This window comes from Dactylosporangium sp. NPDC049140, from assembly GCF_040648435.1.
This window is the reverse complement of record NZ_JBEZDS010000039.1, coordinates 37,739-50,839: the sequence shown is the minus strand read 5'-3', so window position 1 is coordinate 50,839 and position 13,101 is coordinate 37,739. Positions and strand designations below refer to the sequence as shown.

At 70.2% G+C, this 13,101-nt stretch carries 13 protein-coding genes and 2 pseudogenes; 8 read left to right on the top strand and 7 right to left on the bottom strand.

What is annotated here, in order from left to right; all coding sequences use genetic code 11:
• Positions 1–5: 5 nt before the first annotated feature.
• The gene (locus AB0B76_RS42165; RefSeq protein WP_360386407.1) at positions 6–2,618 is read right to left on the bottom strand and encodes a BTAD domain-containing putative transcriptional regulator; all 2,613 of its coding nucleotides are present in this window, start codon (positions 2,616–2,618) and stop codon (positions 6–8) included.
• Positions 2,619–2,805: 187 nt separating this feature from the next.
• On the opposite strand from AB0B76_RS42165, the pseudogene AB0B76_RS42160 reads away from it, so the two are divergent.
• The 7 genes and pseudogenes from AB0B76_RS42160 to AB0B76_RS42130 all read left to right on the top strand — a co-directional run.
• Positions 2,806–3,198 (top strand): annotated as a pseudogene (locus tag AB0B76_RS42160) (hypothetical protein); the annotation flags it as partial.
• Between the two features lie 16 nt (positions 3,199–3,214).
• Positions 3,215–3,547 (top strand): SUKH-3 domain-containing protein, encoded by a 333-nt coding sequence (locus AB0B76_RS42155; RefSeq protein ID WP_360386577.1) that lies wholly within the window; start codon positions 3,215–3,217, stop codon positions 3,545–3,547.
• Between the two features lie 288 nt (positions 3,548–3,835).
• Positions 3,836–4,399: a hypothetical protein gene (locus AB0B76_RS42150; protein ID WP_360386404.1), complete on the top strand. Its 564-nt coding sequence runs from the start codon at positions 3,836–3,838 to the stop codon at positions 4,397–4,399.
• Positions 4,400–4,559: 160 nt separating this feature from the next.
• On the top strand, positions 4,560–4,877 hold the full coding sequence (locus tag AB0B76_RS42145; protein ID WP_360386402.1) for a hypothetical protein: 318 nt from the start codon (positions 4,560–4,562) through the stop codon (positions 4,875–4,877).
• 211 nt (positions 4,878–5,088) lie between these two features.
• The gene (locus AB0B76_RS42140) at positions 5,089–5,310 is read left to right on the top strand and encodes a hypothetical protein (RefSeq protein WP_360386400.1); all 222 of its coding nucleotides are present in this window, start codon (positions 5,089–5,091) and stop codon (positions 5,308–5,310) included.
• A gap of 19 nt (positions 5,311–5,329) precedes the next feature.
• Complete coding sequence (locus AB0B76_RS42135; protein WP_360386397.1) at positions 5,330–6,652, top strand: hypothetical protein; 1,323 nt, start codon at positions 5,330–5,332, stop codon at positions 6,650–6,652.
• Positions 6,653–6,681: 29 nt separating this feature from the next.
• Positions 6,682–7,881: a DUF6301 family protein gene (locus AB0B76_RS42130; protein ID WP_360386395.1), complete on the top strand. Its 1,200-nt coding sequence runs from the start codon at positions 6,682–6,684 to the stop codon at positions 7,879–7,881.
• An 82-nt stretch (positions 7,882–7,963) separates the two neighbouring features.
• On the opposite strand, the pseudogene AB0B76_RS42125 reads toward AB0B76_RS42130, so the two are convergent.
• From AB0B76_RS42125 to AB0B76_RS42105, 5 genes and pseudogenes are all read right to left on the bottom strand, one after another.
• Positions 7,964–8,748: pseudogene (locus tag AB0B76_RS42125) on the bottom strand (helix-turn-helix domain-containing protein); the annotation flags it as partial.
• An 86-nt stretch (positions 8,749–8,834) separates the two neighbouring features.
• Positions 8,835–9,029: a hypothetical protein gene (locus tag AB0B76_RS42120; RefSeq protein ID WP_360386393.1), complete on the bottom strand. Its 195-nt coding sequence runs from the start codon at positions 9,027–9,029 to the stop codon at positions 8,835–8,837.
• Positions 9,030–9,203: 174 nt separating this feature from the next.
• Positions 9,204–9,716: an integrase core domain-containing protein gene (locus AB0B76_RS42115; RefSeq protein ID WP_360386390.1), complete on the bottom strand. Its 513-nt coding sequence runs from the start codon at positions 9,714–9,716 to the stop codon at positions 9,204–9,206.
• Positions 9,717–10,435: 719 nt separating this feature from the next.
• Complete coding sequence (locus AB0B76_RS42110) at positions 10,436–10,873, bottom strand: SMI1/KNR4 family protein (protein ID WP_360386388.1); 438 nt, start codon at positions 10,871–10,873, stop codon at positions 10,436–10,438.
• 272 nt (positions 10,874–11,145) lie between these two features.
• Positions 11,146–11,364, bottom strand: coding sequence for a hypothetical protein (locus AB0B76_RS42105; RefSeq protein WP_360386386.1), 219 nt, complete (start codon positions 11,362–11,364; stop codon positions 11,146–11,148).
• 225 nt (positions 11,365–11,589) lie between these two features.
• On the opposite strand from AB0B76_RS42105, the gene AB0B76_RS42100 reads away from it, so the two are divergent.
• Complete coding sequence (locus AB0B76_RS42100; protein WP_360386385.1) at positions 11,590–12,084, top strand: DinB family protein; 495 nt, start codon at positions 11,590–11,592, stop codon at positions 12,082–12,084.
• A 387-nt stretch (positions 12,085–12,471) separates the two neighbouring features.
• Here the strand turns inward: AB0B76_RS42100 and AB0B76_RS42095 are convergent, their stop codons facing one another.
• Entirely contained in the window at positions 12,472–12,993 is a 522-nt protein-coding gene (locus tag AB0B76_RS42095; protein WP_360386382.1) for a hypothetical protein, read from the bottom strand.
• Between the last annotated feature and the right edge of the window lie 108 nt (positions 12,994–13,101).

The window sequence follows — 13,101 nt, the reverse complement described above, 5'->3', positions numbered from 1 at the left end:
AAAGGTCAAGGGCCTCCTCGGCCGCGGCCTGGGCACGGGTCGGTGTCGCCGAGGGCGCGGTAGGCGATGCTCAGGTTGCACAGGGCGAGGGCGAGGCCGCTCGGGGAGTTGCGTTCCCGTTGGAGGCGGGTGGCGTTGGTCAGGACGCGCACCGCCGATTCAGCCTGCCCGAGGTCCACCAGGGCGGTGCCGAGGTTGCTGGCGTTGCCGGCCATGGCGCTGCGCCGGTGCAGCCGTGCGTTGATGGCGAATGCCCGCCGGTAGTACTGGGCCGATTCCGCGCTGGGCCGGTTCCATAGCAGGGCAGTGCTGCCGAGACCGTCGAGCGCAGCGGTCTGGCCGTGCAGCCAACCGGTGGTGCGCGCGTGCGCCAGCGCCGCGTTGTAGTGGTGCCACGATGATTCGAATCGGCTGAGCCGGAAGTGCACCAGTCCGAGACTAAGGTGGGCGGCCGCCTGGCCGCGTGTGTTCCCGGCGGTCCGCGCCGCGTCCAGCGCCGTGGTCGCCGCCTCGAACCATTCTCGGGTGCGCCGGCCGAGCCAGAGGTAGCCCCGCATCGAGTCGGCGAGCAGCCAGGCATACTCGGGGGTGGCCGAGCCGGCGGCCTGCGGGATCGCGGCCAACAGGGTGGCTCGTTCGGCATCCATCCACCGCAGTGCGGCGGCCGGATCGGGGAACGTGACGGCCGGCGGGAGCGGCTCGTCCAGGCGCACCACATGTGGATAGAGCTGCCGGGCCGCTGCATGCACGCCGTGCAGGTAGTGCGTGAACAGCCGCTCGACAACGCGATGCCGGTCCGTCTCGCCGTCCTCCGTGCTGGTCCTGGCCAGCGCGTATGCCCGCAGCAGGTCGTGCAGGGCGTACCTGCGCGGCCCGATGACCTCCAACAGGTTCGCCTCGACGAGCCGATCGACGATATGCGCCGTGGTGTCGACGTCGGCGCCGATCGCCACCGCGGCCAGTTCGGTCGAGACGTCCGGCCCGGCGATCAGCGCGAGATACCGGAACGCCCGCCGCTCGACCGGGTCCAGCGACCCGTACGACTGGGCAAAGGCCACCCCGACAGCGGCCCGGTCGTCGCCGGCGACGGCGAGCACAGCAAAGGTGTCCCCGTCGCGGATCCGTCGGGCGTGCTCGGCGATGTCCCGATCCGGCCGGCCGGCCAGCGTGGCCGCCGCGATCCGCAGCGCCAGTGGCAGCCGTCCGCACGCCGCCACCAGCGCGGCCACGTCGTGCGGGCGGCTGCCGCCGCCGGTCCCGCCGAGGATCGCGTCGACGAGCAGGCTTCCTTCGGAGTCGGTCAGCACCGGCAGGTGCAGGACCTGGGCACCGTCCACGGCGACCAGGCCCGTGAGCCGGTCCCGGCTGGTGATCACCACGACGCTGCCGGGTGAGCCCGGTAGCAGCGAGCGCACCTGGCGGACATCGGCCGCGTTGTCGAGCACCAGCAGGACACGGCGGTCGGCCAGGGCGGACCGGCACGCCGCCGCGGCCTGGTCGAGGTCGAGCGGTATCCGGTCCGGACTCACTCCGAGCGCCCGCAGGAAGCCGTCGAGCGCCGCCTCCGGCCGGATCGGCGGTGTGACGTCATATCCATGCAAGTTCACATACAGCTGCCCGTCGGGAAAGCCGGCCGCCCTCCGCCGGGCCCAGTGCAGCACCAGCGCCGTCTTGCCGACCCCGGCGGCCCCGGTGACCACGATGATGCGCGGCCCGACGGAACCCCGGCGCCCGGCCGTATCATCCGTCGTGGCGGCATGTCGATCCAGCTCGGCGATGGCCTCACCACGGCCGACGAAACCGCTCACCGCCGCCGGGAGCTGGGCCGGACGTTCGTATGCGACGGGCCGGGACCGGCCGGTCGCCGCTGCGGCCGTCAGCGTGGACGGCCGCTCCGGCGCCCTGGACCGCCCCACGACCGGCCACCCGTCAGTCAGCAGGGCAGCATCGTTGGCAAGGATCCGCCGATGCAGTAGCTGAATCTCCGGGTTGGGCTCCAGACCGAGCTTGGCGCGCAACCGCCGACGCAACTCCCGGAACTCGTGCAGAGCCTCGGCGGTCCGCTGCGTCCGGTACAAGGCGAGCATCAAATAGCCGGCGAGCCGCTCGTTGAGCGGATTGTCGGCCACCAATCGCACCAGATCGCCGATCAGCCCCTGCGGGTTGCCGAGCGTCAACTCAACGTCGGCCAGTTGCTGCCACGCCGTGATATGCCGCTCCTGCAGCCGAGCCCGGTGCGCGTCGACGAACCCGGCGTTGATGCCGCTCAGCGGCACGCCCTGCCACAGCCCGACGGCCCGGCGAAGCTCCGGCAGAGCGGCGGCCGCGGACTCCGCATGGCGCGCCTGCCGGACGTGCCATTCGAAATGCAGCAGATCCAGATCCTGCTCACCCACCTGGGCGACGTAGCCGCCTCCCCCGGACGCGATCGGGTTCGCACCGCCGGCGCGCAACGCCCGCCGGATCGCCGACACCGCCATCTGCACCTGGGCCACCGCGGTGGCTGGCGGACTGTCACCCCACAACGCGTCGACGAGCTGGTCGCCGAGCACGGGCACGCCGGCGTTGAGGAGCAGGTAGGCGAGGACAGCCCGGCGTTGAGCCCGGTCGATGACCACGGGGACGCCTCCGACAGTCACCCCTACCGGGCCGAGCACGCTGAACCACACGCTGGCCTCCCCGTCCGACCCGCCATCTGAACCGGCCGGAACAGTATGAGCGACCCGATCACCGCATCGCGGCCCGAGGGGCCGCGGCGGTTCGCGGCGTCGCGCGAGGGGTACCCGGTTGATAACGCGAGAGCAAGTGCTCGACACCGCCCGGGCCTGGGCCGCGACCAGCCTGCCCGGTGGCAGCGGCGAGGTCGTGCTGTGGGAATTCGAGCTGGGCTGGGTGGCCTGGCCGGTCGCCCCGCCGCGCCAGCCCGGCCAGCTGCCGACCCTGCTCGGGGCACCGAAGGCGGTCATCGACCGGGAATCCGGCGAACTGTCGCAGTGGCCGTCGCTCTCCGCCGAGCTGGTCGCCGAGCGGTACCGCGCCGACCGGACGGCCCGCGAGCGGCTGCCCGAGGACGTCCGCGAGGTACTGACCGCCGTCGGCTGGCGCTCCGGCCGGGACGTGTCCACCCGGGTACACCACTGGCTGGACGGCGTCTACCAGCAGATCCCCGCCGCCCCAGGGCGGCTGCCGCTGTTCCCGGCCGCCGAGCGGGGCGCTGGCCGAGTTCGGTGGGCTGCGCTTCACCCAACTGTCCCGGGTCGGCTACGCCGGTGGCGGGTTCCGCGTGGAGATCTGGCCCGACGTCGGCCGCGTGGTCCTCGACACGTACACCGATGTCGCCGCAGGCCGGGGCCAGCCGGTCTTCCCGTTCGCCTGGTACGAGGACGGTTCCAGCGACGCGGTACTGGCCGAGGACGGGCGGGTCTTCCTGCTGCACCCGACCGCCACCTTCCGGCTCGGGGCCGACGTGTGCGAGGCGGTCACCGGCCTGGTGCGCGGTACCCGCTGGCCCGAGGTCGACGGGCACGGCGACCCGCTGCCGCAGTAGCCCGCCGTGGCTCGGGCTGAACGTCACTCTGCGGGAGCCCCGATGGGCAGCTGTTCGAGTTTGCAATTGTCCACCGAGGTACCCGCTGGCCCGAGGTCGACGAGCACGGCGACCCGCTGCCGCAGTAGCCCGCCGTGGCTCGGGCTGAACGTCACTCTGCGGGAGCCCCGATGGGCAGCTGTTCGAGTTTGCAATTGCCCACCGAGCACTCGCGGGGTGCCGGCAAGGTCACCCACGACCTGTACGAGATCGTCCGGCAGGGCGCGTTCAGCACCGATGAGCGCGTGGATGCATTCCTTCGCATCCTTCAGGTCAGCCGGGAGTGGGAGCTGCCCACACACCTGCCGGTCGACCAGGACGGGCTTCCGATCGCCAAACTGCGGCTTCGCGGAGTTTGTCGCCGACGACCCGGCGTCCTGGGATTCCTACCGGGAGGCGCCGCACAAGTCCGGTCGGACGTTCGACGACGTCATCGCGGAGTACGGTCTGACTCGGGACGACTTCCCCGAGCCGAGGAAGTGGGGCTGTTCGATGGACGACCAGCAGGTTTTCTACCACGCGATCTATCGGACGCCGGCGAAGATCCCGCCAGCCACCGGCCTGTTCTGCCAGGAGAAGACACGCGGCCCGCTGCGGACCGTCTTCTGGAGCAGCGCGACGAGGCAGTGGGTGTTCAACCGGGCGGCCGGGGGGAGATTCCTGGCGGACGACGAGAAGACGGAGCGCAAGACGGTGGTCTCCCGGACGGAGGCGGAGCGGATCGCCCGCGAGGAGCTGGGGACCGAGTTGCCGAGCGAGGCGGAGATCCATCAGATCGTGCTGCGGGGCGACGCGGGCCTACTGAGCCCGTAGTACGCCGCGACGGCGAGGATGGCCGCTGCCCGCCGAGCGCGACACCACCACCGACCCCGACCCGACCCGCCCGGAATTCGAGCGCCCTCGACGACGTGATCGCGCAGTACGGTCTGACCCGGGGCGACCTTCCGCCGGGCTGAGGAAGCGGGTGTCTTCGATGCGCCAGAGCGTGTTCTACCACGCGATCTACCGGACACCGGAGAAGGTGCCTCCGGCGGGCGGCCTGATGTGCGACGAGGCGACGAGCGGGCCACCCCGGACGGTGCTGTGGAACCACGTGAGCCGGGCGTGGGAGTTCAGCCGGAGCGCGGGGGCCAGGTTCCTCTACGACGAGGAGGCGAGGGAGCGCAAGACGGTGGTCTCCCGGGCAGAGGCGGAGCGGATCGCCCGCGAGGAGCTGGGGATCGAGCTGCCGACCGAGGCGGAGATCCATCAGATCGTCTTGGCGGGCGAGGCGGCCCTGCCGATGAGCTAGCCGGCAACAGCACCACGCCCGCTGACCATGCTCCCGCGGACGACGCCCCCCGGCGGTGGCGGCCCAGCACGGCAGGCGTCGGCGCCGCCGAAGTTGGGGCGGTACGCCGGGAGTCGCCGTACGGTCCACAGTGGACAGCCGACGAGCTGACCCAGAATGGCCCGCAGGTGGCCCGATTCAGCGAGCGGCTGTGGCTCGACGAGCATTGCGGGTGGAGGTGGAGTGGCCGCGGCAGTCGGCGCCGGCGGTGCACCGGGCATACGCGGCCCGTACCCTCGCCGTCAACGAGATCGGCATGCACGCGGGGCGCGACGTGGCCTTCGCCCGGCTGCTCGCGGACCCAGCGTACGTGGAGGTGCAGGGCCGGCCCAGCGCCGCTCCGCGCCTCGGGGACGTACCCTGTGGTTCGTGCTCGGTGACGGATCGGTGCTGATGCTCCGTGGGGCCGCCCGGTGATCGGCTCCACCACGGTACTGTTGCGGGCCGGCGTGCCCGCATGGACGGTCGCCACCCGGATCGGCGACGCACTCGGGTTCCAGCTGTCCCGCCAGCCCAACCGCAGGATGGTCCTCACTGGTCCGGTCCGGGTGCCGGCACTGCGGCTCGTGGTCCAGGTGGAGCGGCAGCGGAACAACGAGCCGCCGCCCGAGCTGTTCATCGGGTACGACACCCGGCTCACGGTGTTCCCGGCCGACCCCGCCGACCTGGCCGCGGAGTTCTTCGATGAACTGTGCCGCGTGTTGGCGATGCCGGCACTGCTTGTCCACCGCCAGGTGTACGTCGCCGCCGCCTGGACGCCGATGCTCGGGCTACGCCGGTTCCCCGCCAACACCTACGCGGGGACTGCCGGCCGGCACCACTGGGCCGACTATGCGCAGCCGCCGGCCGCCGGTCCACCGATGTGGCCAGGGGCCGGAGCCGGCCCACCGCCGGTCGACCGGCTGGCCCCCGACTGGATCGCCCCGGACTGGATCGCGCCCGACGACGTGCCGGGCCAGCGCTACCAGCGGGTCCTCGCCGAACCCGACGCCGACGAGCCGCGCTTCGCGTACGCCGACGCGATCGCCGACGAGCAGCCCGAGTACGCCGGATTGATCCGCGCCCAGCTGGCCCACAACCGCGACATGCGGGCCGGGCTGCCGTGGGATGCCGACCGGACGGTGGCGCTGCACCGGCTGGAGCGCTCGTTGCGCGACAGCCTCACCCCGACCCGGTGGAGTCACCTGCTCGGGGAGGCGTGGCAGGTGCGGCGCGGATTCGTCGAGACGATCGACACCACCGCCGAAGCCTTCCTCCGGTTCAGCAGCCCGCTACCCGGTGAGATCCCGCTGCGGATGGTCTTCCTGACCCGGGGCGCGGATCGGGTCGTCGACGAACTCGCCGGCTCGGCACACCTGGACCGGCTGGTCGGCTTGTCCCTGTGGGGCAACCCGATCGGGGACGGCGGCCTGCGCCGGCTGCTGCGCTCCCCGTACCTAGGCCGGCTGCGCTGGCTCAGCCTCCAGAACACGGGAGTCACCCGGGCCGGGATCGAGTCGATCGCCGTCAGCGAGGCGCTGCCGAACCTGCGCTACCTGGAGGTTGACTCGCGGCTGCGGCTCAACCCGGCGGCCGGGTACGACTACCCGGGCGGGTATGACGCCCGTGCCCTGGTCGCCCGCCAGCCCGGTCCGCTCGCCGACGAGCTGGCACAGCGCTACGACCGGGCCTGGCTGCGGTGGGCCGCCACCCCGCTCGGACGCCTCGGGCTGGCGCCGGAGTACGACGAGGTCTGACGGATGTGCCGAGTCGATAGGATGCGGCCGTGACGTACCCTTTGGCGCGTACCACGGAGGAGGTGCTCCGTTACCTGGAGCTGCACCCCTGCGTCAACTGCGGATCGCCGGATTTCGGGTTGGACAGCGTCGTCTTCTCTGACGGCAGCGAGCTGGTGCGTCGCTACGCGGGGGCGTGCGCCACCTGTGGCGCTCCCCGGGAGTTCCTGTTCCGGGTACCGGCGCAGCCGCTGTCCCCCGCCCCGGACGGGTACACCCGCTTCGGTGGTCTGGAGCCCTCCGAACTGCTCGACGCCGGGGAGTGGATCGAGCTGTCCGACGACTACGCGCAGGGGTACCCGGCCGACCCCGCGCTGATCCCGCCGGCCGACCTGCCCCGGGTCCGGCGCCGCCTGGCGTACGCGCTCGCCGCCCTCGACGAGGTGGTGAAGTTCGCGCCGCCCGGCGCCGACACCGTCCCTGAGGCGGCGCTCTGGACAGACCGGGGACGGGCACTGTGGCAGCGCGATCCGGCCCGGTTCCGCCTGCCCGCGATCGACGCCTACCGCGACGCCTACCGCGACCTGATCGAGCTGCTCCGCCGCGCGGCGGCCAACTCCGGGCCGGTCGGTCCAGCAGTGTCAGGCGAAGCGCCTGCTGGTGCTGCGTCATCGGCGGGGGCGGCCGGGCACGGGCCGGTCTCCCTGGCGCTGCCGCGCCCCCCGGACGGGCCGGTCACCGACCGGACCACTGGGCTGCGGCGGCTCTCCGAGGCGCAGCTGCACTGGGCGGCCCGGCAGCTGATCGCCGCGGAACCGCTGCTGCACCTGGCCGATCCGCACCGGGCGGCGGCGCACCTGGGCTGGCGCGAGGCCAGTCAGCAGGACTACCCGGGCGGGCTCGCCGTCGACCCGCAGCTGGGGTTGTCCGGGGAGCTCGGCTCCGAGCTGGGCCTGGACGACGACGAACAGGGGGTGCAGAGCATCACGCTGGCCCTGTGCGACGTGGCCCGGCCACCGTCGGCCGCGACCGCCGAGTTCTGTGGAGACGTCTTCGCGCTCGCCGTGCGTACCCTCACCGACAAGCTCGGAGCTCCGACGGCCGTCGAACCCGGCGGCAGCCCGCAGGTGCGCTGGCAACTGGCTGACGTCACGCTGGTACTGCGGCTCAGCCCGGTGACTGTGGAGCTCACCGGGTACCGCACCGCCGACTTCGACGACCTGCTGCGCAACGTCGCGCAGGAGCAGTGACCGGGCCGGTCGCGACGGGCGAGGAGTGGGAGCGGTTCGCGGCGGCGCTGGCCCGGGAGATCGCCCGGCTGTCCCGGAACCGTGCGCCGTCCGGACGGGCCGGGCGGATCGAGCGGAGCGCGGCGAGGGTGTTTGCCGCGGACTTCCGGCGGTGCACGACACCCAGAGGGTGTCGTCGCCAACGCTGTAGCAGCCGTGGAACTGCCGGACCCCGTGCAGCTTGTGATAGTTGCCGGGCAGTCGGTCCGGGTGCCCGGCCGGCGCCCAGGCCGCGCCGCCGTGCGGGCGGATGGTCAGCGGCCCGAACTCGTCGAACGCGAAGACCCGGTCTGGGAACTCGGTCATGACCTGCTCGATCCGGGCGAGCTTGACCGCTTTGTCGGGGTCGTTGGACTCCTTCCACGTCTTCGTGCGCTGGAAGGTGATGTTGTGCTTGCGCAGCAGCTGCCGGAGCCGTTCCCGGCCGACCCGGACCCGGCGTGGTCCGTGGTTGTGGGCGAGGTAGTCGGCGAGTTTGCGCAGGCTCCACCGGGTGAACGGCTGGTCGAGGGCTTCGGGTCTGGTGCTGGCCGTCGCGACGATGAACGCTTCGTCGTCTTCACTGATCAGGCGGGGACGGCCACCGGCCCACCGAGGGTCCAGACAGGCCATGCCCATCTCGTTGAACCGGTGGATGACCTGCCGGACCGAGTCCTCATCCGCCTGTACAAGCCGGGCGATCACCGGCACGCTGTTCCCGCCGGCCGACGCGAGCACGACCATCGCCCGCCGCCACCTGATCGCTGAGCCGGTCCCTCGCCTCGTTATTCGCAGCAGCTGCTGACCTTCCTGGTCAGACAGCCGCCGCACACGCACGGGTTCTGCCACCCGCCCAGCCTGAACGCAGACACGCCACCCCACCGGGAGGTGGGGCGGCGTGTCATCCAACACCGTGAACGTTCGTGGTCAGAGCACTAGCGGCGGGCGGTGCAAGCCCCAGCGTGCTCGGTCAGCCACTGCAGCGCAGGAGCCAGCGCGACCGCGTCCTCGTCGATGCCACATCCGGTGCACCGCTTGGTGAGGTATCCGGAGAGGCCCATCTCAATCCACGCCTGCGCTCCGCCGGCGGTCGTGACAATGTCCGACACGATCTCCCGATACTCTTCCATGCGGTCATCGTGCTGTCGGCTGCGGGCTGTTGCTGCGCTAAGCCCGCACAATCATCAACGGCCCATCACCCTCACGCCATAGCCATTTCGCCCGTGCGGGTGCTGGTCGATCGCCGCGACGTCGTCCACCTCACCGGTCGACCTTGCTCTTGCCGAAAACCTCATCCGTGCAGGTCAGGCGGCATGTTGGTACTGGTGGAGGATGCCGCCGATGGGATCGCGTCTTCGTATGTCGAGGAGGGCGATCTTGTTTGGGTCGACGATCGGTGTGGGTAACGGGCGCAACGGTCGGGCGTTCGCGATCCCCTGGTGTGGGCGGTGTTCGTTGTAGAACTGTTCGAACTCGCGTAGGGCGTGGAGCAGGTGCCGCTGGTTCCAGATCAGGGTCCGGTCCAGGAGTTCATGGCGGCAGGTCTGGACCCACTGTTCCATGATCGAGTTCATGCTCGGCATCTGGATGCCGCTGAGCACGACGTCGATGCCCGTGTCGGCGAGGGTGGCGTCGAACAGTTCGGGGAGCTTGCCATCCCGGTCGCGGGCCATGAACCGCGCCCGGGAGTCGTTGTCTTCGAGGTCGATGACGAGGTTCTTCGCGGCCTGTACCACCCATGCGGTGGTTGGGTGTGGGGTGGCGCCCAGGATGTGGATTCGGCGGCTGGCGTGCTCGATCGCCGCGAACGCGTACATCTGCGCTCCGGTCGGGGTGACCGTTTCGAGGCAGTCACATGCCGGCAGGGCATCGGCCTGAGAGCGCAGGAAGTCGGCCCTGGTGCTGGACGCGGGCTCGGGTGTCGGGTCGATCCCAGCTCCTTCAGGATCTCCCAGACGGTGGACGTGGCCGCCTTCGCTCCCAGCACCAGCAGTTCGCCGTGCAGGCGCCGGTAGCCCCAGCTGGGTTCTCCCGCGCCAGGCGCAGCACCAGGCCGCGGACGGAACGCACGGTCCCCGGGCCGGCCGGGGCGTTTCGGCTGGGACATGCGCGCGTGACGGCGGGCGAGCGGGTCGCGGTGCCAGCGCAGCACCGTGTCGGGGCGCACCAGCAGCCGTAGTCGGCGCAGCACGTCGCGCGGCAGCCGGTGGAGCAGGGCCGCCAGGAACGCCCGATCACTCGCGTCGAACCGCACCTTCTCCTTGCCGAGTTGGCGTTCCAGCACCGTGATCTGATGGCGGAGGGCAAGGATTTCCACGTCCTTGTCCCAATTGCTCATCGGCAGCAGGCGCAGCACCGCGAACGCGTTCGTCACGGTCAGGTAGGCCGGTCGCAGCAGCACGGCAGCCCATCATGCCGCATCGATCACCAGCTACGCCCAGGCCCAGAGCCCAGCAACCGGGCCAACATTTCCGACGCCCCCACATGGCCATCACCAGGGCGGATGGGGTTTTCGGCAGTGGCACCGCCGGATCGCTCAGAGATCGGTGATGTCGCCGTTCATGGCGAAGGCGTTCACAGCGTTGAGGAACCGTTCGAGGAAATCGTGAAGGTCCGCGGCGACGACAGTGATGCCGTGGTTGGTGCCGCCGTAGACGCCGCCGATGTAGCTGGCATCCTGGAGCCGGAAGACCCGGCCATCGGTCACCGCTATGGCATACAGGTCGCCACCGCCGTTGCTGCCGAAGACAACGACATCGATGTGTTCGGCGAGCGGCTCGCCGATTTGGTCCGCCCGATCCTGCTGATCGAGCGCGGCCAGCACGCCATCTGGCGCGTGGAGGAAGTAGCCGTTGCCGATGTCGGGCAGCGTCACCGGCCCGACATGCCGGTGTAGCGCGACGAGCTCATCCGGGGTCCACGGTAAGCGCTCTCGCAGCAGATCAAGCTCGGCCCCGGACGCCGGCGGCCCCACTCGGTGATCGTCCGCCTCGAACGGAAAGCCCTGACACAACATCGCGAAGCGCCCGCTCGACCGCAGCCTGCAATTGCGTCGCCCACTCGCCCAGCCAGCGCTCGGTCAGCACCGATGCCCACCTCACGTCCTTCGTCCACGCATGGTCTCACGGCTCGTAGCCCCAGGCTACGAGCGCGGATCGCGGAAGATCCGGAACCAAGATCGTCGGTTCGCGGTCGGCCGTCGTTCCGTGCCGCTCGATCTGCGTTTCTAGCGGGTCGGGTGTGCTGTCATGTCGCGGCATCCGGGCCGTCGTCGGGCCCGGGTATCACCTGGCATGCTTGGTCGATCGTTTCGTCACGAACGAGCCCGTCGATCGCCTCGATCATGGCGGTGATGCCTGGCCTGGGAATGATGACCAGGTCCGTCGACCAGAAGTAACTGCCGCCGGCGCCTTCGCCGGTATGCGCCCATCGGCGTAGCACTGCATCGATCGCGTCGAGGGTCATGAGGCTCACGTAGTAGGTCGGGCCGTCGGTGACTGTGTCGACGTGGTCAGGGTGCCGCAGCGGTCGGCCGGCTCGTGGACATCCTGTCATCGGCTTGTCGGATGCCCTGCCGCAGGAAGCTCGACCACTCGTTGTCACGATGGATCGAGCGCCGGCGAGCGCGGTCGGCGGCAGATCAGCGCGCCGGATCATTGGCTCCCAGCGCATATGGTGCATCATCGGCGGATGATCAACGCGGACGAGCACACCGAAGCCACCACCGATCTTGTCAAGTTCCTCGAAGCCCAGCGTGCCAGCGTGCTCGCCATCGTTGACGGGCTTGACGAGGAACAACTGCACACGGCCGTCGTACCGTCGGGGTGGACGCCAATTGGCCTGGTAGAGCACCTCGGGTATGCCGAGCGGTACTGGTTCCAGCGGGTCTTCACCGGCACCGCAGTACCGCTGGCCTGGCCCGCCGAGGAGGAAGCCCCGCCACACGCGACGCGCCGTACGTCGGAGGTCGTGCTCGGGTTCTACCGCGACCAGATCGCGCGCGCGAACAAGGTACTGGCGTCAACGCCCCTGTCGGCGCCGCCGCAGGAACGCCACGGCAACGCAGAGATCCCCGATCTCCGGTACATCGTGCTGCACATGATTGAAGAGACCGCCCGCCATGCCGGCCACCTGGACATCGCACGCGAACTGCTCGACGGCCGTACCGGCCTCGGCCCTCGCTAATAACGACGAGCAGCCACCGAAGAGCAGCAGTCCACACCGTAAACCGTGACTGCGGTACTAGTATCGTGTGATTCTGTTGCCGTTATCTAGTCATGACCGTTGATGAGAGCGGCTGTGATGTTGAGGGTCCATCATGGCCTGGTGGTGTTGACGGACGAGCAGGCAGCCGAGCTGCGGGCGGTGGTCGACAGCCGTGACGTGCCGGCGGTGGTGGCGACGCGGGCCCGTACAGGCATCACGGGTACTGCCGGGCCACGGCACGCCATGGTCCGGTGGGGTCGCCGAGGCGATACGCGCGATCAGGACCGTCGCCGGAACCTCAACGGGCAACACGCCGCGCCCTGTGTCGGCGCGCCTGACCCGCGCGAGGTGCGCACAGGCTCGGGTTCAACGATGACCGACGCCGGGGTGCATGCGTGCCGCCAGTCGCTCGCCCGTGATTCCGACGGCGAGGACGGCGATCAGGTAGAACACCAAGGAGATCGACACGAAGCCGAGTTGGCCTGTCTCCAGGGCGGCCACGTACACGGCCTGAGAGACAGGCGTCAGGGTGCCGTGGTCGTTCACGAAGTACTGACCACCCTCGATCACGGGCTGACCCGGTGGTAACGGTTGCGCCGACGCAACTATTGTCAGGACCAGTGCCGCAACGGCCAAGGCCGCAAAGGTCGCAAAGACCGCGGCCACCACGGCGCCCGGACGCCGTAACGTCGGTGTTCCCGGGGCCGGGTCCTCGTGCGCGTACCGGCGCGCGACGAGCAATGCGGAACCGAACACCGGAAAGATTCCGATGACCGCCACAAGCCACATCAACATCGGGACCGGATGATAGCCCGGAAGCAGAAGCCAGCCCGCGAGGCCCGCCGAGTAGGCCGCGCCGGCAACCGCAATGCGGAGGATCAACTTCACCCCACCAACGATATCCGTTCGATGCTCGCGGCCTTGAGCTCGGGATTGCCGCACCGTGTCCACTGGAGTCGTGTGATTCTGTTTCCGTTATCTAGTCATGGCCATGGA